Origin of the sequence: Streptomyces sp. V1I1 (assembly GCF_030817355.1) — a bacterium.
Classification (GTDB): Bacteria; Actinomycetota; Actinomycetes; order Streptomycetales; family Streptomycetaceae; genus Streptomyces.
Map to the genome: position 1 here is coordinate 2,134,665 of NZ_JAUSZH010000001.1, position 20,067 is coordinate 2,154,731.

Annotated in this window: 14 protein-coding genes and 1 pseudogene; 10 read left to right on the forward strand and 5 right to left on the reverse strand. The window is 71.3% G+C overall.

The genetic code is table 11. From position 1 onward, the window contains the following. Window positions 1-63 precede the first annotated feature (63 nt). Window positions 64-1,590 (reverse strand): type VII secretion protein EccB, encoded by a 1,527-nt coding sequence (gene eccB, locus QFZ67_RS10210; RefSeq protein ID WP_307660777.1) that lies wholly within the window; start codon window positions 1,588-1,590, stop codon window positions 64-66. 181 nt (window positions 1,591-1,771) lie between these two features. On the opposite strand from eccB, the gene eccE reads away from it, so the two are divergent. From eccE to QFZ67_RS10260, 10 genes and pseudogenes are all read left to right on the forward strand, one after another. Next, window positions 1,772-3,091 (forward strand): type VII secretion protein EccE, encoded by a 1,320-nt coding sequence (gene eccE, locus QFZ67_RS10215; RefSeq protein ID WP_307660778.1) that lies wholly within the window; start codon window positions 1,772-1,774, stop codon window positions 3,089-3,091. After that, window positions 3,091-3,810 (forward strand): hypothetical protein, encoded by a 720-nt coding sequence (locus QFZ67_RS10220; protein ID WP_307660779.1) that lies wholly within the window; start codon window positions 3,091-3,093, stop codon window positions 3,808-3,810. Before eccE ends, QFZ67_RS10220 begins: the two co-directional genes overlap by 1 nt. A gap of 128 nt (window positions 3,811-3,938) precedes the next feature. Continuing rightward, window positions 3,939-4,172 carry a DUF397 domain-containing protein gene (locus QFZ67_RS10225; protein WP_108152923.1) on the forward strand — a complete coding sequence of 78 codons (234 nt, stop codon included), beginning with the start codon at window positions 3,939-3,941 and terminating at the stop codon, window positions 4,170-4,172. A 131-nt stretch (window positions 4,173-4,303) separates the two neighbouring features. Next, window positions 4,304-4,513, forward strand: a pseudogene (locus tag QFZ67_RS10230) (hypothetical protein); the annotation flags it as partial. A gap of 294 nt (window positions 4,514-4,807) precedes the next feature. Further along, on the forward strand, window positions 4,808-7,861 hold the full coding sequence (locus QFZ67_RS10235; protein ID WP_307660780.1) for an SCO5717 family growth-regulating ATPase: 3,054 nt from the start codon (window positions 4,808-4,810) through the stop codon (window positions 7,859-7,861). A 196-nt stretch (window positions 7,862-8,057) separates the two neighbouring features. Next, window positions 8,058-9,881, forward strand: coding sequence for an ABC transporter substrate-binding protein (locus tag QFZ67_RS10240; protein ID WP_307660781.1), 1,824 nt, complete (start codon window positions 8,058-8,060; stop codon window positions 9,879-9,881). A 3-nt stretch (window positions 9,882-9,884) separates the two neighbouring features. Beyond that, window positions 9,885-10,934: an ABC transporter permease gene (locus QFZ67_RS10245; protein ID WP_307660782.1), complete on the forward strand. Its 1,050-nt coding sequence runs from the start codon at window positions 9,885-9,887 to the stop codon at window positions 10,932-10,934. Then, window positions 10,931-11,860, forward strand: a complete 930-nt coding sequence (locus tag QFZ67_RS10250; protein ID WP_307660783.1) for an ABC transporter permease — start codon at window positions 10,931-10,933, stop codon at window positions 11,858-11,860. The genes QFZ67_RS10245 and QFZ67_RS10250 overlap by 4 nt, the downstream gene beginning before the upstream one ends. Continuing rightward, the gene (locus QFZ67_RS10255; protein ID WP_307660784.1) at window positions 11,857-12,825 is read left to right on the forward strand and encodes an ABC transporter ATP-binding protein; all 969 of its coding nucleotides are present in this window, start codon (window positions 11,857-11,859) and stop codon (window positions 12,823-12,825) included. Before QFZ67_RS10250 ends, QFZ67_RS10255 begins: the two co-directional genes overlap by 4 nt. Before the next feature lie 73 nt (window positions 12,826-12,898). Beyond that, window positions 12,899-13,858 carry an ABC transporter ATP-binding protein gene (locus tag QFZ67_RS10260; RefSeq protein WP_307660785.1) on the forward strand — a complete coding sequence of 320 codons (960 nt, stop codon included), beginning with the start codon at window positions 12,899-12,901 and terminating at the stop codon, window positions 13,856-13,858. A gap of 64 nt (window positions 13,859-13,922) precedes the next feature. Here the strand turns inward: QFZ67_RS10260 and QFZ67_RS10265 are convergent, their stop codons facing one another. The 4 genes from QFZ67_RS10265 to rbfA form a co-directional block, all read right to left on the reverse strand. Next, window positions 13,923-14,873, reverse strand: a complete 951-nt coding sequence (locus QFZ67_RS10265) for a bifunctional riboflavin kinase/FAD synthetase (RefSeq protein WP_307660786.1) — start codon at window positions 14,871-14,873, stop codon at window positions 13,923-13,925. A gap of 41 nt (window positions 14,874-14,914) precedes the next feature. Continuing rightward, entirely contained in the window at window positions 14,915-18,469 is a 3,555-nt protein-coding gene (locus QFZ67_RS10270) for a trypsin-like peptidase domain-containing protein (protein ID WP_307660787.1), read from the reverse strand. Window positions 18,470-18,673: 204 nt separating this feature from the next. After that, a complete protein-coding gene (truB, locus tag QFZ67_RS10275; RefSeq protein WP_307660788.1) occupies window positions 18,674-19,600 on the reverse strand; it encodes a tRNA pseudouridine(55) synthase TruB in 927 nt (308 codons plus the stop codon). After that, window positions 19,597-20,040, reverse strand: coding sequence for a 30S ribosome-binding factor RbfA (rbfA, locus tag QFZ67_RS10280; protein ID WP_307660789.1), 444 nt, complete (start codon window positions 20,038-20,040; stop codon window positions 19,597-19,599). Before rbfA ends, truB begins: the two co-directional genes overlap by 4 nt. Window positions 20,041-20,067 lie beyond the last annotated feature (27 nt).

Genomic DNA, 20,067 nt, shown 5'->3' on the forward strand with positions numbered 1-20,067 from the left:
CCACGGGCGTACGCCGTGCTTCCGGAACGCCTTCGATCGGTGTACGTCATGTCTGCCCGGCCCTCACGAACCCTGCGGCTGCTTCGCAGCCCCGGTCGACAGACGCGGGCCGGTCGGCAGGAAGGTCGACCAGGCTGCCGGCACCGGCACCGGATCGACGTCCTTGTATCCGAGCCTGTTCTGCGCCTGCTGTGCCTCCTGCTGCCGTTGCTCGCGCTCCGTCTTGGAGCCCGAGTCACCGATGCCGGAGGAGTCCGTCGCACTGTCGCTGTTGGACTGCATGGCATAGCGCAGGCCGGTGTCCGTGACCAGGAACAGGAAGCCCGAGCTGGTCGTGGCGCCCTTGAACTGGCGGAAGAGCAGTCCCGAGCCCGGTGTGACGTACGCGCTGCTGGCCCCGGTCGGCAGGACCGCGGGGAAGTCGGTGCCCGCCCAGGTGCTGAGCGTGGTGGAGCCGTTGTCCTCGTCGACCTTGCGCAGGACGTTGCACACGGTGTTACGGCTGCCTTCCGCGGCACTCGCCGAGTTGACCGGCCGCGGTGCGCTGGCCGGCCACTTCTTGTCCTGGCCGAATGCGGCTCCCGGCTGGAAGGTCGCGGCGCTGACGGACTTCGCCCGGCCGGCCTGACCGAGACCGATCAGGTCGCGGCTGCTGAGCAGCAGCTTCGCGGTGAAGTCCGACACCGGAGCCACCCGGCCCGGCAGGACGACGTACTGCTGGTTCCTGGTTCCGTCGGTCGCCTTCAGGATCATGCCGACGCGGTTCGCGTCGGACTCGAGGTCGCCGGGCACGTTGGCGTCGTCGCCGGGGATGCCCTGGATCTTGGGGAACGAGACGGGGTCTCCCTTGTGCAGGGTTTCCAACCAGGCTGTGGACACCCGCTGCGGTGCGCGGCCCTGGCCGACCAGCTGGCGCAGCAGCAGTTCGTCGTCGGCCACGGCGTACGCGGTTCCCCCGGCGTCGACGACATAGCGGGCCTTGTCGGAGTTCCGCACGTAGATCAGGTCACCGCCGCGCAGCCGGCTCGCGCCCTCGGTCTTCTTGTGCTCCCGGTCCGCGAAGACGAACGCGGCCTTCGCGATGGTCCGGCCGCCTTCGCCGGGGCGCTCGCACACCGCCCAGCGCTTGGCGGCGCCGGCGTCCTTGGCCGCGGGCAGCCGGTCAGGGGCATACGGGATGCCGAGCGTCGCGCCGTGCGGAATCTTGCCGCTGTCGAGCACCGACTCGTCGACATTGATGACCTTGCCCTTGTCCGGGTCGAGCAAGAGCTTGGCGGACGACATGTTCAGCACCGGATGGAGCTGAACCTTGCCCTTCGTCTTCAACACCACATACCTGGTGGTGGACTTGCTGGCAATGATCACGTGCTCCTTGGGCTTGTCCCAGCCCTTGGCCGCTACGGGCTTGAACATGCCCCAGGCCCCGAACACCGCGAGAACCACCACTCCGACGATGGCTCCAGGGACCACCGCGCGCAGCGGCCGCGGCGCCCCCTCCTCCGAGCCGGTGGCGTTCGGCTGCACGAACTGCGCGATCAGTCTCCGCTTCGCGAAGGTGTAGGCGTTGAGTTCGTCCCGTCGTGATGCCATCTGTCCGCTGTCCCTCTCCCCGCTGGACGGCCAGGTTCCCATATTCACGGAGACGGCCTGCCGCCATGCCGCCCCCTACTATGCCTGCTGGGGTTCACGACCAACTGCTCAGGTAGGGTGATCGCCCCGGCCAACGCCCGTGGAAAATTGGTAATTACGGACACGAGGGGGCAACGCGGCGATGGGTACTGCGACGCGCGCGCGAACTGGGCGGACTTCCGGACGGAGCCCAGCCCCTTCCCGGGGGCAACGCAGCAACGCCCCGACGGCTCCCCCTGCGAAGACCACGCTGCGCCCTCTGTCGCGGACCAGCCGCTTCGGCCCCTTCCAGCTGCGCCAGCTCGTGCTGGTGGAGGGTGCGTTGGCGCTGGCGCTGGTCGGTGTGGCGCTCGGCGATCTGTGGCTGGTGCCCACCCTGTCGGTCGCGGGTGCGCTCGTAGTCCTGGCGTTCATACGGCGCCGGGGTCACGCCATCCAGGACTGGCTGTCGACCGCCATGGCGCTGCGGTCGCGGCGCCGCAATGCCATGCCGGCCACGCCCGACACCGATCCGTCACTGGGCCCGGTGGCGGAGGGAATGCCCGGATTCCGGCCGTTCACCTATGTCGACCGCAATCGGCGCACGGTCGGCATGCTCGGCGACGGCACCTTTCTGACCGCGGTTGTGAGGGTGGAGGCGAGCGGTGCCGCGCTGCGGCCCGCCTTCGGCGCACGCGCACTGCCAATGTCCCTCCTCGGCGGTGCCCTTGAGGTGGACGACATCGTGCTGGAGTCCGTGCAGCTGGTGCAGCAGGTGCGCTCGGCCCCCGCCCCGCATCTGCCCCAGCAGTCGGTGGCCCGGCTGTCGTACGCCCCGCTGCAGGAGCGGACCGGGGCCCCCGCACTGAGGTTGACGTGGGTGGCGGTGAAGCTGGATCCGGAGCTGTGCCGCGAAGCCGTCGAGGCGCGGGGCGGCGGTGTCGAAGGCGCCCAGCGCTGCCTGGTACGTGTGGCGGACCATGTGGCGAGCCGTATCACCGGAGCCGGGTTCCGGGCCGTGGTACTGGATCAGGAAGAGTTGAACTCCACCATGGCGACTTCGGCCTGCGCCAGCCCGAGGCTGTCGGCCCGCGCGGGCCGGCCGGATGCCGCACCGCAGCGGCGTACCGCCGAGACAGCACGCGTGTGGCGGTGCGACGACCGCTGGCACACCACGTATGCGGTGGGCCGCTGGCCCGAGTTGGGACGCGGGGCGTCTCCGCTCCCCAGACTGGTGGCACTGCTCACCGCGGTCCCGGCGTACGCGACCACTTTCAGCCTCACCATGCGGCGCGGCTCACACCAGGGAGCGATGACCGTGGGCGGCCACGTACGCATCACCGGCGGCACCGACACCGAACTGGTCGGGGTACGGCGGGCATTGGAGCATGCCGCGCGGTCGGCGAAAGTTGGTCTGGTGCGACTGGACCGTGAACAACTGCCGGGCGTACTTGCGACGCTGCCGTTGGGAGGTGCGCGGTGATGGCCGGGACGACCGGATCGGCGCGCGGACTGCGGGGGTTGCTCGGTCCGCGCCACGCAGGGCACACCATGTCCGCGGACCATCTGGGCGCGCTGTCCCTGCCGGTGGGGGACGACGGCGTGGTGATCGGTGAGGACGCTGAGGGTCGCCCGCAGATGGTGGGGTTCCACCGTTCGACACCGTACGACGTACTGCTGATCGGCGGCCTCTGGACAGCTCAGGTGCTGGCTCTGCGTGCGGCGGGCACGGGCGCGCGGGTGACGGTCGAAACCGGACGTGCCCAGGAGTGGACCCTCCTGGCGCAGGCCGCGGGTGCAGGCCTTGACTGCATCACGCTCCACGACGTGGGGCGCGTTCCGCCGATGGGCGCGACAGTGGGCAGTCCGGTGGTGGTGGTACGTGACTGCGGCATGCGGCCACCGCGAGGGCGCGTCGTGTCGTCACCGTGGCAGTCGGTACTGACGCTGCTGCCGTATCTGAGTCCGGTGGCGCCCCGGTTGATGCGGGACTCCACGCTGGTGGGCATCCAGCGGGTCTCACCGCGGGAGGCGGAGCAGATAGGCCGGATCCTGGCACTGTCGCAGGCCGAGATCGAAGCACTGCCGACTCTCGCGGACGGTGTCACCCTCTGGTGCGCAGGACGTGAGCGCCACTGGGTGATGACGAGTGCCACAGACGCGGAGTCCGGCTTGCTGGGCGTGGCTCGGCGGATGGACTGAGTTCCGCCGTTGGTCGGGAAAGAGCTGCCTTAGGATGCTCGTAGTGACGCTGAGTTGCGTCCAACTACGCGACGCTTCTTGGCGCGTAGAGCATTTCATCTCGGCCGCACCGAAGGGAAGCTTGACTGATGGGGAGCGCACAGGAGAAGGAAGAGCTGTACGCCCTCGACATCTCTGGCGTCGAGTGGCTCAGCGCCCCCGGCACGAGTGAGGACGAGGAGCGGGTGGAGATCGCACATCTGCCGGGTGGGGCCGTAGCCATGCGATCGTCCCTGGATCCGGAGACCGTGCTGCGATACACCGAAGCCGAGTGGCGGGCGTTTGTACTCGGTGCGCGTGACGGGGAATTCGATCTGCGCTGAGAGCGCCGAACGGCTAGGAAGGTCCCGGGCGGCGGACAGCAGCGCATTTCACTGCACGAGTTGGGGCGGTCCGCCGCAGCGCAACTCGACGGCAGCTGATGGCTGAAGCGGGGCCGCGGGATGTGGCCGCCTCCGGTCTGGTGGGCATCCAGCGCGTCTCGCCCGACGAGGCCGCGCAGATCGGGCGCATCATGCATCTTCCGCGGCCCGAGACGGAGGCGCTGTCCACGCTCGCGGACGGTGTCACACTTTGGTGCACGGCTCGGGACCGGCAGTTCGTCATGACACAGGCCACGGATGCCGAGACCGGATTGTTGGGCAGCGCCCGCCGGATGGACTGACAGGGCCGGGGGCCCTTCCGTACGTACGCAGTTGTACGGTTTTGACCCGTCGGCTTCCTTGCAGTGCACCCCACCCGGATCACTTGGGGGCGGGGCGTGACGTACGGGACAGCAGCCGACGGGCTGTCGGCCCTGCCGGTCCGGCATTGTTGACGATTAGGGTGGGACAGGGCGCGGCAGAAGAACCTGCGGGCGTGTTGACGGCGTCCCTAGGGGGAGAGCCGGGCCGATCGGACGAAGAGGTCGCCCCCACCCACCACGGCACACGGGTGCTCGACCACACCAGGAGGCAAAGTGAACGGCGATCGGGACGAGATCCACGGGGGCTGGAACATTCCCGTCGATGATCAGTCCGACGCGGATCCCGCCGAGCTGACGGGTGAGTTCACCATCGACTACACCCCGCCGGCCTGGTACACGCAGAACGCGTCGGGCGACACCTCGGGCGGGGGCTCGGGCCAGCAGGGGCACACGCCGCCTCCGCCTCCGCCGAACGGGGCGCCGGTGGCCGTGCCGGGGCTGCCCGCGGGCAGCGGTTTCGAGCCCAACTGGGCGCCTGCGCCGACGCCTCCTCCGGCACAGGTTCAGGCGCCTGCGCCGACGCCTGCGCCTTCGCCCGTCCCAGCGCCTGCTCCTGCGCCAGCTCCTGTGCAGACGCCTCCTGCTCCTGCTCCTGCTCCTGCTCCTGCTCCTGCTCCTGTGCAGACGCCTCCTGCGGCTCCCGTTCAGGCTCCGGCTCCGGTTGCCGAGGCGGCCGCCGAGCCCGCGCCGCAGCCCTTCGGGGGCGGCGATGTGGAGAGCGGGGCGACCATGCGTTTCTCCCCCGCCGCGCTGAAGCGCGAGATGGAGGACCGGGCGGCTGCCAAGGAGGCCGACGAGAGCACCGCTGAGGCTTCCGGCGATCCCGAGCCCCCGGTCGCGGCCGGGCCGGACGAGGTCGCCGAGTCCTCGGCCGAGGACTCCGCCGACGATGCCGCAGAGCCCGCGGACACCGACGGTCCCGAAGACTCCTCGGACGTACCGGACGGGGAGGTCCAGGACTCCGAGGCGCGGGACTCCGAGGCCCAGGACTCCGACGGCGGCGACGCCGAGCCGCGCGACGAGAGCGCCCCGCAGGGCGCGGGAGAGGTGACGGCCGACGAGCCCGCCGACTCCGTGCCCCAGGACACTCCGCCCGCGCCCGCACCTGCTCAGCCCTGGTCCCCGACACCGCCCACGCATGGACAGGGGCATGGGCAGAGCGCCCCACTGCCGCCGCTGCCGCCCGCCTTCCAGCCCGCCGCGCCGCCGTCCGCGCCGCAATGGCCCGTGTCGCCGCAGTCCGCGGACCAGTCCGCCCCACCGCAGCCGCAGCAGCCGGTGCAGGGCGGCCCCCAGACCGCGCCCGCCTGGCAGACGCCCACACCTCAGCAGCAGGGCGGTTACGGCTTCCCGCAACCCGGCCAGCCGGGGCACCCCGTCGCCCAGCAGGGCGGTTACGGCTTCCCGCAACCGGGACAGCCGGGGCACCCCGCACCCGCCGCACCCCTGCCGCCCGCCGTACCGGACCCCAACACCCAGGCACCACAGACCGGTTACGGCTTCCCCCAGCCGGGGCAGCCGGGGCACCCCGCCGCCCAGCAGGGCGGTTACGGCTTCCCGCAGCCCGGTCAGCCGGGGCACCCCGCACCCGCCGCACCCCTGCCGCCCGCCGTACCGGACCCCAACACCCAGGCACCACAGACCGGTTACGGCTTCCCCCAGCCGGGGCAGCCAGGGCAGCCGGGCCAGCACCCCGGCGCGAACGCGCCCGTACCGCTGCCGCCGCAGACGCCCAACCTGCCGGCGCCCGCCACGCCTCATCTGCCCGCGCAGCAGTCCCACCCGCAGGCGCACCCCCAGGGCCCCCAGGGCCCGCCCCATCCCCAGACTCCGGTCGGTCCCACAGACCCGCGCACCGGTGCCGGCTGGCCCACACCGGTGACGCACGACCAGCGCGAGCGTTCCGTGCCGGGTGCCCCGCTCGGATACACCGCGGCAGTCGAGCTCTCGTCCGACCGCCTCCTGCGCAACAACAAGCAGAAGGCCAAGAGCAGCCGCAACCCCTCCAGCGCCGCCCGCTTCAAGCTCGGGGGCAAGAAGGAGGAGGCCGAGCGGCAGCGCAAGCTGGACCTGATCCGTACGCCGGTGCTGTCCTGCTACCGGATCGCGGTCATCAGCCTCAAGGGCGGCGTCGGCAAGACCACGACGACCACCGCGCTGGGCTCGACGCTGGCCACCGAGCGGCAGGACAAGATCCTGGCGATCGACGCCAACCCTGACGCCGGCACGCTCGGCCGCCGGGTGCGCCGTGAGACCGGGGCCACCATCCGCGACCTGGTGCAGGCGATCCCGTACCTCAACTCGTACATGGACATCCGCCGGTTCACCTCGCAGGCGCCCTCCGGTCTGGAGATCATCGCCAACGACGTGGACCCGGCGGTCTCCACGACCTTCAACGACGAGGACTACCGGCGCGCGATCGACGTACTGGGCAAGCAGTACCCGATCATCCTCACCGACTCCGGCACGGGGCTGCTCTACAGCGCGATGCGTGGAGTGCTGGATCTGGCCGACCAGTTGATCATTATTTCGACGCCCTCCGTGGACGGTGCGAGCAGCGCGTCGACGACGCTCGACTGGCTGTCCGCGCACGGGTATGCCGAGCTGGTGCAGCGTTCCCTCACGGTCATCTCCGGGGTGCGCGAGACCGGCAAGATGATCAAGGTCGACGACATTGTGCAGCACTTCCAGACGCGCTGCCGCGGTGTGATCGTGGTGCCCTTCGACGAGCACCTGTCGGCGGGCGCCGAGGTCGACCTGGACATGATGCGGCCGAAGACCCGTGAGGCGTACTTCAATCTCTCCGTGCTGATCGCCGAGGACTTCGTACGGGCTCAGCAGCAGCAGGGGCTGTGGACGGCGGACGGCAACCCGCCGCCGCACCTGCCCCCGCCGATGCCGGGCCAGCAGCAGATGCCAGGGCAGCAGATGCCGGGCCAGCCGATGCCCGGTCAGCCCTACGTACCTCAGCAGCCGCAGCCCCCGCAGCAGCCCTACCCGCCGCAGGGTCAGCCGCAGCAGCCGTACGGAGGCCAGCCGCCCCACCAGCCGTACCCGCCGCAGGGCTGGCAGCAGTCGTTGCCCTCCCAGGCCCAGTCCCCCGGGAGCCCGGCCGGACCACCGCCCGGCCAGCCGGGGCAGCCGGGTCACCCCGGTCAGCAGGGCCAGCCGGGTGGCCCCGGACAACCCGAGTTGCAAGGGCCCGTACCACCTGCCGGATGGCCGCAGCAGCAGCCTCCGCAGGCGCCGCCAGCCCCTCAGCAGTAGCGCGACAGAGGTCTGAACCAATGAGGGCCCGCACCGTCTCCACGGTGCGGGCCCTCAGCGTATTCCCGCAGCCCACACGGGGTTTGACGGCCCGTTGACGCAATCGACCGCCGCTGATAAACCTCGCTTCACCAATTGGCGAACCAGAGCTCAACCTGCCTTCTCCGAGCGAGTGATGACGCGAGGTCCCCGTCCTATGGTCACAAAGGTTCCAGCCCGCATCCGACTGCTTCTGGCCTCCGGCGCCGCCGCCGCACTGGTGGCCGGAACAGCAACCCCCTCGGCCCAGGCCGCCGACGAAGGCAAGGACGACGGCGGCAAGAAGGTCCTCACCGTCGCCGTCTCACAGAGCGTGGACTCCCTCAGCCCGTTCCTGGCGCAGAAGCTGGTCAGCACCACCATCCACCGACTGGCCTATGAGTACCTGACGAATTACGACGTCAAGGACGCTCACACGGTCCCGGGCCTGGCCACCGAGTGGAAGACGTCGCCGGACAAGCTGACGTGGACATACACCATCCGGAAGAACTCCAAGTGGTCCGACGGGAAGCAGGCAACCGCCGAGGACGCCGCCTGGACCTTCAACAAGATGATGACGGATGAGAACGCCGCCACCGCCAACGGCAGCTTCACCGCCAACTTCAAGAAGGTCACAGCCCCGGACCCCGAGACGCTGGTCATAGAGCTGAAAAAGCCTCAGGCCACCATGACGGCGCTGGATGTGCCGATCGTGCCCAAGCACGTCTGGGAGAAGGTCGGCGACTTCTCGAAGTTCAACAACGACAAGCAGTTCCCGATCGTCGGCAACGGACCGTTCGTCATCACCGACTTCAAGGTCGACCAGTTCGTCAAGCTCAAGCCCAACAAGGACTTCTGGCGCGGCGCGCCCAAGTTCGACGAGCTGGTGCTCAAGTACTACAAGGACGGTGACGCGGCCGTCGCGGCGCTGCAGAAGGGCGAGGTCTCCTTCGTCCAGGGCCTGACCCCCGCCCAGGCCACGGCTCTGAAGAGCGCCGAGAACATCAAGGTCAACGACGCTCCGGGCCGCCGCTTCTTCGCTCTCGCCACCAATCCGGGCGCGAGGTCCAAGGACGGCAAGGCGTTCGGCAGCGGCCACAAGGCCCTGCTCGACCCGGCCGTGCGCAAGGCGCTGTTCCACGCCACCGACCGCAAGACCATCGTCGACAAGGTCTTCCAGGGCCACGCCGTCGAGGGCGAGGGCTACATCCCGCCGCGCTTCGACTCGTACTTCTGGAAGCCCGGGGCGAGCCAGAAGATCGCGTACGACCCGGCGAAGGCCGCCGCCCTCCTCGACCAGGCCGGCTACAAGAAGAACGGCAGCGGCAGGCGCGTCGGCAAGGACGGCAAGGCCCTCGATCTGCGCATCCTCTGTCACGCCACCGACCCCAATGACAAGGCGATCGGCAAGTATCTGCAGGAGTGGTGGGGCGAGCTCGGCATCGGGCTCAAGGTCGACTGTCTCGACAATGTTTCCGACCCCTGGGTCAAGGGCGACTACGACCTGGCCTTCGACGGCTGGTCGGTCAACCCGGACCCGGACTTCGTCCTGTCCATCCACACCTGCGCCGCGCTCCCGGCCACGCCCAAGGACACCGGCGCGACCGACAACTTCATCTGTGACAAGCCCTTCGACGAGCTGTACACGCAGCAGACCGCGGAGTACGACGCGGCCAAGCGGAGCGGACTCGTCAAGCAGATGCAATCTCGCCTGTACGACACCGGATACATGAATGTCATCGCGTATCCGAACGCCGTCGAGGCGTACCGTACCGACCAGATCAAGTCCATCAAGACGATGCCGGAGGCCGCGGGCAATCTCTGGGGCCAGGACGGCTACTGGAGCTGGTGGTCGGCCGAGCCGGCCGCGGGCGACGGCAGCTCCGACAGCGGCTCCTCGACGGGTGTCGTGATCGGCATCGGCGCGGTTGTCGTCCTCGCCGCCGCCATCGGGCTCTTCGTCGCGATGCGCCGACGTACCACCGCGGAAGACCGTGAATAGTCGATGAGCACCACAAGCACGACCGGCACCGCCGCCGTGGTGCGGGCTCCCGAGGCCCGCGCCGCGAGCGGCAGCGCACGCGCCTATCTCCTCTATGTGGCGGGCAAACTGGGCGGCGCGGCGATCTCGCTGCTCGCCGTGCTCGTCACCAGCTTCTTCCTCTTCCGGATCATCCCCGGCGACCCGGTCAAGGCCATGACGCACGGCATGCCGACGTCGGCCGAGCAACTGGCTTCGCTGCGCCGCCAGTTCGGTCTCGACCAGCCGATGTGGCAGCAGTTCACCGACTACTGCGGCAAGGCGCTGACGGGCGATCTCGGTACGTCGTACCAGTTCCACGCGCCCGTCGGCGAGCTGATCTCGCAGAAGCTGCCCGCGACGCTCCTGCTCACCGGGGTCGCCGTGGTGATCTACTCGACGATCGGGCTCTGGCTCGGCACCCGCTCCGCCTGGCGGCACGGCAGCCTCGGCGACAAGCTCAATACGGGTGTGGCGCTGACCCTGTGGTCCGTGCCGTCGTTCTGGCTCGGCCTGCTGCTGATCATCACCTTCTCGGTGGGCGTCGGCCCGATCCCCGGTCTGTTCCCGACGGGCGGCATGGAGTCGGGCGACAAGACCGGCTTCGCGTACGTCGGCGATGTCGCGCACCACATGGTGCTTCCGGTCATCACGCTGGTCGCGGTCGGGTATGCCCAGACGCTGCTGGTGATGCGCTCGTCGCTGCTGGACGAGATGGGCAGCGACTATCTGACGACGGCGCGGGCGAAGGGGCTGCGGGACGATGCCATACGCCGTCGGCATGCCGTGCCCAATGCGCTGCTGCCCACCGTGACGATGGTCTTCATCAATCTGGGCCATGTGGCGGCCGGTTCGATCCTCGTCGAGACGGTGTTCTCCTGGCCGGGCCTGGGCGGGCTCTTCTACCAGGCGCTGAGCGTGCCCGATCTGCCGTTGGTGCAGGGGCTCTTCGTGGTCTTCGCCGGCGCGATGATCCTGATGAATCTCCTCGCCGACCTCCTTTATCCGCTGCTCGATCCCCGGGTGGGCCGATGACGATCACGCCGGTCCCGAAGACCGCACGTGCCACTCAGACCGCGCGCTCCCTCGCCTGGGCGCGCCGCCGCGATTCCGTGGCCCGCTTCTGGCGCTCGTACCGCACACACCGGGCGGGCCTCTTCGGCATCGGCGCGCTCGCGCTCATCGCTCTGATCGCGCTCGCCGCGCCGCTGCTCGTCGGCGGCGATGTGCAGAGCGTGACGAACGCACCGGGCACGGCGTTGGAGTCGCCGAGCGGCGAATTCCCGCTCGGCACCGACCAGTTCGGGCGCTCGCTGCTCGGGCTGCTGGTGTGGGGCGCGCGGATCTCGCTCACCGTCGGACTGCTGGCTGCCGCGCTGTCGGTGGCCATCGGGACCCTCGTCGGTATCATCGCCGGTCACTACGGCGGCTGGTTCTCGACCGTCATCATGCGGATCACGGACTGGTTCCTGGTGATGCCGACGCTGGTGCTGGCGATCGTGCTCGCGACCGTGATGTCCCGGAGCATCTGGACGGTGATCCTGGCGATCGGCGTCACCAGCTGGCCGACCACGGCCCGGCTGGTGCGGGCGCAGACGATCGCGGTCGAGTCGCGTCCGTACATCGAGCGCGCCAAGGCGCTCGGCGGCGGCCACAGCCACATCATGACCCGCCATGTGCTGCCCAACGTCATGCCGCTGGTCCTCGCCCAGACGACGCTCGGCATCTCCACTGCGATCCTGACGGAGGCGACGCTCGCGTTCCTCGGCCTCGGCGATCCGACGATCGTCTCCTGGGGCGGCATGCTCCAGGACGCGCGGGAGGCGGGCGCGGTCTCCTCCGGCCACTGGTGGTACCTGGCGCCGCCCGGGATCGCCATCGCTCTGGTGGCGCTGGCGTTCACGCTGTGCGGCCGGGCGATCGAGGCCGTGCTCAACCCGAAGCTGGGGGTGGCTCGTTGAGCCTGCTCGAAGTCAAGAACCTGCGGGTGACGTACGGTTCGGGGGCGCGGTCCGTCCCGGCCGTACGCGGTGTGGACCTGAGCGTGGCCGCCGGGCAGAAGCTGGGAATCGCGGGCGAGTCGGGCTGCGGCAAGTCCACCCTGGCCCTTGCCCTCCTCCGCCTTCTCCCCTCTTCCGCCAAGCTTTCCGGCGAGATCCTCCTCGACGGGGAGGACGTCCTCACCATGAAGTGGGGGCGGCTGCGGGCCGTGCGGTGGGCGGGCGCGTCGATCGTCTTCCAGGGCGCGATGCACTCGCTCAACGCGGTGCACCGGGTCGGCGAACAGATCGCCGAGCCGATCCTGCTGCACCACAAGACCACGCCGGCGGCGGCGAAGAAGCGGGTCGCCGAACTGCTTCAGCACGTGGGGCTGCCCGTGTCCCGCGCGGACGCGTATCCGCACGAGCTGTCCGGGGGCCAGCGCCAGCGCGTCATGATCGCGATGGCGCTCGCCTGCGACCCTCGGCTCATCGTGGCGGATGAGCCGACCACCGCGCTCGATGTGATGATCCAGGCACAGATCCTGCGGCTGATCGAGCAGCTGGTGGACGAGCAGGACATCAGCCTTCTGATGATCAGCCACGATCTGGCGGTGCTCGCCGACACCTGCGACCGGCTCGCGGTGATGTACGCGGGCCGGGTCGTCGAGGAGGGCCCGGCGCAGGCGGTGTACAGCGCGGCGGAGCATCCGTACGGGCGCGCCCTGTCCGCGGCCTTCCCACGCGTCGGCGACATCGCCTCGCGCCGGGCTCCGCGCGGCCTGCCGGGCGACCCGCCCGACCCGTCGGCGCTGCCGAGCGGCTGTACGTTCCACCCGCGCTGCCCGGTCGCGCTGGACGCGTGCGCGCGGGAGGACCAGGTGCTCTCGTCGGCCGGTGAGGGGCACCGGGCGGCATGCGTCCACGTGGGGGCGGTGCCACTGTGACATGCCCGTCCCGAACTCCGCTGTCCCCCAGCCCGGTTCACGGCGTCGCCGGGGCCGTACCCAGGAGCCAGTCATGACCACCACTCCCCTGCTCTCGGCCACCGGTCTGCACGTCACCTTCCCCGGGCGGCGCGGCGGGCCGGCCGCCCGTGCCGTCGACGGTGTCGACTTCGACATCGGCGCGGGCGAGATCGTCGCCCTGGTCGGCGAGTCCGGCTGCGGAAAGACGACGCTGGCGCGCTCACTGCTGGGCCTGGTGCCGCCGACGTCCGGCGCGGTCACCTTCGGCGGTGCGCCGTTGTCGTACACGTCCCGCGCGCTGAAGTCGTACCGCAAGCGCGTCCAGCTGGTCCTCCAGGACCCGAGCGGCTCGCTGAACCCGCGGCACACGGTGTACGACGCGGTGGCCGAGGGCCTGCGGATCCACGGGTACACCGGGGACGAACGCCCTGCCGTGGCCGAGGCGCTCTCGCGGGCCGGGCTGCGGCCGCCGGAGCGCTTCTTCCTGCGCTACCCGCACGAGCTCTCGGGCGGCCAGCGCCAGCGCGTCGTCATCGCCGGGGCGCTGGTCCTGGAACCCGAACTGATCGTCGCGGACGAGCCGGTGGCCTCACTGGACGCGTCCGTACGCGGCGAGATCCTCGCACTGCTGCTGCGCCTGCGGGACGAGCTGGGCCTGTCCGCGCTGGTGGTGACGCACGATCTGGGGCTCGCGTGGAACATCGCGGACCGGGTGGCGGTGATGTACCTGGGCCGGATCGTGGAGTCCGGCACCGTCGAGGACGTGCTGACGAGTCCCCAACACCCCTACACCCAGGCGCTGCTGTCCGTCCTCCCGGACTCGGCGATCCCCCCGGTGGTGCTGACGGGCGAGCCCCCGGACCCGTCCCGCATCCCGGGGGGCTGCCGCTTCCACGCGCGCTGCCAGGTGCTGGCGTCGGGCGAGGCGGAGAGGGCGGGGGTGGCGGACAGGTGCCGGTCGGAGGAGATGGGGGTGCTGGGTGGGGCGGGGGTGGCGTGCCACTGGGCGTGAAGAGGATCCGGGGTGCGGTTGCTTTTCCCAGAACCGCCCGGCAAAGACCCGCGTCCCGGCCCGGTCAGCCCTGGTCCGCCGACGTCAACTCGCGGCACTTCTTGACGTCCGCCGCAATCGCGTCCAGCAACGCCTCGATCGAGTCGAACTTCTCCTGCCCCCGCACATACGCCAAGAAGTCCACCGCCACATGCAGCCCGTACAGATCCAGCCCCACCCGGTCGATCGCGTACGCCTCCACCGTCCGCTCCGTACCGTCGAACTGCGGGTTCGTGCCCACCGAGATCGCCGCCGGCATCCTCTCGCCCGCCGCCGTCAGCCACCCCGCGTACACCCCGTCCGCCGGGATCGCCGTGTGCGGCAGCGTTTCCACGTTCGCCGTCGGGTAGCCCAGCTCACGGCCGCGCTGCGCGCCCCGCACCACCACACCCTCGACGCGGTGCGGGCGGCCCAGGATCTCCGCCGCGCCCTCGACGTCGCCGGCGGCGATCAGGCGGCGGGTCAGGGTCGAGGAGAAGGGCTCGCCGCCGCCCGCCGCGCCGCTCACGAAGAGGTCGACGACCTCGACCTCGTAGTCGTACGTCGCGCCCAGCTCGGCCAGGAACGCGACATTCCCCGCAGCCTTGTGGCCGAAGCGGAAGTTCGGGCCCTCGATGACCGCGCACGCGTGCAACTTGTCGACCAGGACCTTCACGATGAAGTCCGCGGGCGACAGCTTCGAGAACTCGCTCGTGAAGGGAAGGATCAGCACCGCGTCCACGCCCAGCTCCGCCATCAGCTCGGCGCGCCGGTGGTGCGGCGCGAGCAGCGGCGGATGGCTGCCGGGGCGGACGACCTCGCTCGGGTGCGGGTCGAAGGTCACGACGACCGACGGCACCCCGAGCTCGCGCGCCCGCTCCACCGTCCGCCCGATGATCAGCTGGTGTCCACGGTGGACCCCGTCGTAGGAGCCGATCGTGACGACGCTGCGTCCCCAGTCCTGGGGGATGTCCTCCAAGCCACGCCAGCGCTGCACTGTGACCGCTCCTCGCCCGAACCTGTGTACGCCATTGCCGGTTACGCAGGTCTAAGACTGCCATGCCCGCGACTGTCGGTTCGCATCGGCACCGGGCTGCCGAGGGTCTCGACCATCCGGCGCGCGCTCGGGCCGACCACCGCTGCCCACTCCTGCGGGGCCCGGTCCAGCCACCCCGCGACGAGCGCGGCGAAGCCGGGTACCTCGCGGGCCAGCTCGACGAGCCGCCGGTCGAAGCAGGACGCGCCCTCGGGGGTGCGGACAAGGAGCAGGCCGGTGCGGTGGACGAGCTCGCGGGTGCGGGCTTCGGGCCGGGTCGCGCAGCCGTGTGCGGCGGCCCGCAGCAGGGCGTCGAGGACGGCGAGGTCACGTGTCGCGTATTGCTCGTAGTCCAGCAGTACGTCGAGGAGCTCGGCCCGCAGCGGCCGCGAGGCCCGGCTGCCCGGTGCCGCGAGGACGGGCACGAGCGCCATCCGGACCCGGCCGGGCCGGCCCCGCAGCAGGCCAGTGACCAGCGGGAACAGGATGGCGCGGGCGGCCGGGCCGTGTTCCAGGCGGCGGTCGACGTAAGCGGCGGCGTGGGCCGCGCCTTCGGGCCGCTGGTCGATGTACTCGCCTACGAGGGCGGCGGCACGGCGGGCCGACGCGGGGGTGGTGACCTCGGCGAGGGCGCGCAGCACTTCCCCCGCGCCGTCCCCGGGCTGGTGCAGCCGCGCCCGGAAGGCGGCCAGGACGGGCTCGGGGTGTGTGGTGAGCGCGGCGGCCAGCGCGCTCGCGGGCAGCCCCGGGTCGCTGGCCTCGAACGCCTCGAGCGCCCTGGCCAGATAGCGGGACCGGGTGTCCGGATCGTGGACCAGGAGGGCGAGGGCAGAGCCGTGCAGGGCGGTGTCGGCGGGCTTGGCGAGCAGGGCGAGGGCGGCGTACCTGAGCAGCTCGCGGTCGGCGTCGGTGGTGACCCGGGCGACGGTGGCAAGTCCGTAGGCGGCGGCCGCGACCCGCCGCTCGGGCCGCGGGTCGAGCGCCCAGCGGTCGACGGCCCGGCACAGGGCGGACGGCTCCTCATCGGCGAGCGCGGCCAGCAGCTCGTCGGCGCGGGGGTGGGCGGTCGCGACGAGGGCCTCGGTGAGGTCGTCGATGGCGAGGCCGCGGCGGGCGTAGAGCAGGGCCTGCGCGGCGGCGGCCACGGTGGGCCGGACCTCGGCGTCGGGGCCGACGGGAAGCGGCGTGCCGTCGGTGAACCAGCGGCAGAGCATCGGCTGTACGGTGCTGGGCTCGGCGGCGAGCCGCGCGACGACGGAATCCAGATAGCGCGGCTCCGTGCGATGCCCCGGCACCGGGTCCGCGGGCACGAGCCGTCGCAGCAGATCGAGCCGCTGGGCCTCGGTCACCCGCAGCCGCTCCCAGAACCACGGCCCGAACTCGCCGAGCCCGCCCAGGTGTCGGGGCCCGCCTTCACGTACGCAGCGCCGGGTGACCCGTTCCGCGAGCAGCCGCAGCACCGGGAGGTACGCCCCGGCATCGGGCACCCGCAGCAGCGCCTCCCCCAGCAGATGGGCTCCCCACCACCGGGCGTCGTCGAGCCGCGCGCCCGCCTCGCAACCGGGGTCATCCAGCCTGTCCAGCGCTTCGACCAACTTCTCCAGCCTGCAGGCCAGTTGCCCGGGGCCGCGCACCCGGTCGAGAAGCAGTAGGGCCTGCACCACCGGGCCGATGCGATGCCGCGGAACCGGCAGCGAGCGCGGTTCTGGCTCCCCCGGGCCCGGCGGTGACGGCACATGGCCGCTCCCCCGCCCGCTCGTCCCCGGCCGCGAAGGCAGCCCCACCAGCTCCCGCGCGTGCCAGCGGTGGACCAGGGAGTGGAGCGCCGCATCGAGGTCCAGGTGCGCGCCCTGGACCCAGTCGGCGAACTCCTCGTGCGCGAAGCGGTAGCCGGCGCCCGCCGGGACCAGCAGGCCCTCGGTGAGCACTGCGGATGCCCACCCGGTTCCCCACGGGAAGATCTCCTCGAAGGACTCACGGTCCAGCCCCTGCCCGGGCCCCAGACAGCGCCGCGCCGCCTCGTGGACCTGGCCCGCCACCTTCGCCGCCAGCCTGCGCACGGCGGAACCTCGCAGAGGCGGCCGGGAGGCCGCGGCGACGCGGACCGCGATCCGCAGGCACAGCATGTCCAGATGCGCGGTGAAGATGTCCTCGCGGGAAGGCCGCCCCAGCACCTCGCCGGGCAGCGCCTCCCGTACCTCCGCGAGCATCCGCAGCGCGAGCGGATGCCGTTCGTCCGCGGCGGCGACCGCCCCGGCCGGGAGCCCGTACCGCTCCCGAGCGCGCTCCGCCTCGCCGACGGACAGTGCGGCGATGTGCAGGGCGGGCGGCAGCCGGTGCGCGGGCGTGGCGGGCCGGTGCAATACATCCGGCGGATACAGCGCCCCGGCCCGCTCCCAGTGCTCGGGCCGGCAGCCGACGACCATCCGCACACGGCAGGAACTCAGCCAGTTCACGGTCCCCGCCGTCCAGTCGGGGAGCCGGTGGGCCAGTACGGGAGGCATCTCCTCGGGCCCGTCGAGCAGCACGAGCAGCGGTCGCCCGGCCTCGCGGGCGCGGCGCGCGACCAGTTCCGGGGTGACGAGGTCCATGTCGCCGCGCGCGCCCGAAGCGGCGAGGACGCGGCCGGCCTGTTTGAGGGTGCGCGCGACGGCGTCGGCGACCGAGGTGTCGCCGGCGTGCAGATCGGCGCCGCGCAGCCACACGGTGGGTGCGGGTTCCGGTCCGCGGGCCCGCCGGGCGGCGAGCGCGGCGAGTTCGGTCGTGCGGCCCGTTCCCGGATCGCCGACGAGCCCCATCACCAGGGCGGTGAAGGAGGCGAACTCCCTTACCGTGTCCGGTCGTTCCACCGGATCCGGCCAGGCACCCGGCCATCCGGCCGACCCCACGGAGATCGCGGTGAGCTTCAGCACGGCCGCGAGGTTGAGGTCGTGCCCGTAACCGGGGACGGTCGCCGCGTTGTGCCGCAGCAGCTCGGCGAGCGGCCCGTCGGGCGGCCGGCCGGTGGCCCGCAGCGGCAGCGCGAACCCTGCCGCCCGGTGCCCGGATTGCAGCGCGGTGCCGAGGACGGCGAGCACCGCGCCGGTCGAGGAGTCGAGCACCGGTCCCCCGGCGGCCTCGCCGACCAGCCGCAGCGCGTCGCTGCCGTCCGTCCCGATCGCCAACTCCAGGGCGTCGCCGACCAGATGGCAGCGATCGGTCGCGGTGTACGTCACCTGGGCAGCGCCGAGCACGCGCGCCTCACGCCAGCCGCGAGCGGCGAGCCGTACGTACGTGCCCGCCTCGACCCGCGCCCGCGCGCTGATCGGCAGCGGCCGCATCCCGAGCCCCTCGGTGCGCACCAGCGCCAGGCCGGCCTCCGGCAGGGGGACGATGGCGTCGGCCTCGGCGAGGCAGGTGCGGTCGCCGGGCGCGTGCAGCACCACCCGTACCAGCCCGTCGACCGCCTCATGGCTGGTCACGACCGTGCCGAGCTCGTCGGCGACGAACCCGGTCCCGCGCGGCCGCCCCGCCAGATCGCAGATGTGTACCAGCGTCGCCAGGTCCCCGCGTCCCATGTTGTCGACGTTAGGTCGGCGGTGATCACCGGGAGAAGGAGGCATGCCGAAAGCGCCCCCTCAGTGCACCCGCGGTCACTCCGAGCGCCTGCCCGAAGGGGTGAATCCGGGGGCGGCGGCGGATAGACCTTCTTCCGAGGGGGATCGTGGAACGGGCAGCGGCCCTGCCCGTTCCACGGTGGGGTCAGCCCCGGGCCAGTGCGCTCAGCCGAAGACGGCGAGGCTCTTGGCCTTGCCCTTCTGCTCCTCCACCAGCGCCAGGAACCGCCCGTCGGGCCCGAAGGCCGCCACCGGCGCGGTGTCGAACGCCGGCATGTCCAGCCGTACGCCGTTGGTGAGCAGCTTGGCGCGCTTCTCGTCCACGTCCCAGCGCGGGAAGGCGGCCGCGGCCGCCTCGGCGATCGGCATCACGGTCAGCTCCTGCTGGAGCTGCTCGAGCGTCTTCGCCGCGTCCAGTCCGTACGGACCGACCCTGGTGCGGCGCAGCGCGGTCAGATGCCCGCCGACGCCGAGATCGGCGCCGAGGTCACGGGCGAGCGCGCGGATATAGGTTCCGGAGGAGCAGACCACCGATACGACCAGGTCGACGACCGGCGTATTGTCCTCGGCCACCGTCTCCCGGACGTCGTACACCCGGAACGAGGAGACGGTCACCGGACGGGCCGGGATCTCGAAGTCCTCGCCGCCGCGTACGCGCGCGTACGACCGCTTGCCGTCGATCTTGATGGCGCTGACCTTCGACGGCACCTGCATGATGTTGCCGGTCAGCTTGGCCACGCCCGCGTCGACGGCCTCCCGGGAAACCCCGGAGGCGTCCACGGACGACGTGATCTCGCCCTCCGCGTCGTCGGTGACGGTGTTCTGCCCCAGCCTGATGGTGCCGAGGTACTCCTTCTCGGTCAGCGCGAGGTGCCCGAGAATTTTGGTGGCCTTCTCGACGCCCAGCACCAGCACTCCGGTGGCCATGGGGTCGAGCGTCCCCGCGTGCCCGACGCGGCGGGTTCTGGCGATCCCGCGCATCTTGGCGACGACGTCGTGCGAAGTGAAGCCGGACGGCTTGTCGACGATGACGAGGCCGTCCTGGGGGCCCCTCCCAGCGGTAGCCGGGGGAGTTTTGTTCTGCTGTGTCATTCCGAGGTTTCGTCCTCGTCCTCGGGCTTGCGGTACGGGTCGGCCTCGCCGGCGTACATGGCGCCTGAGGAGGCTTCGCGCACCTTGGCGTCGGAGGCCCGCGCCTTGTCGAGGAGGTCCTCGATCGTCTTGGCGGTCTCCGGGAGAGCGTCCGCCACGAACGTCAGGGTCGGCGTGAACTTCGTCCCCGCCGCGGCGCCGACGGACGAGCGCAGGATGCCCTTGGCGCTCTCCAGCCCGGCTGCCGCGCTGGCCCGGTCCTCGTCGTCGCCGTAAACCGTGTAGAAGACCGTGGCCTCCCGCAGGTCACCGGTGACGCGGGTGTCCGTGATGGTCACGTGCGTTCCCAGGCGAGGGTCCTTGATGCCGCGCTGCAGCTTCTCGGCGACCACCTCCCGGATGAGGTCTGCCAGCTTCTTCGCCCGCGCGTTGTCGGCCACTGGTCCTTCTCCTTCTCTGCCTTGCTC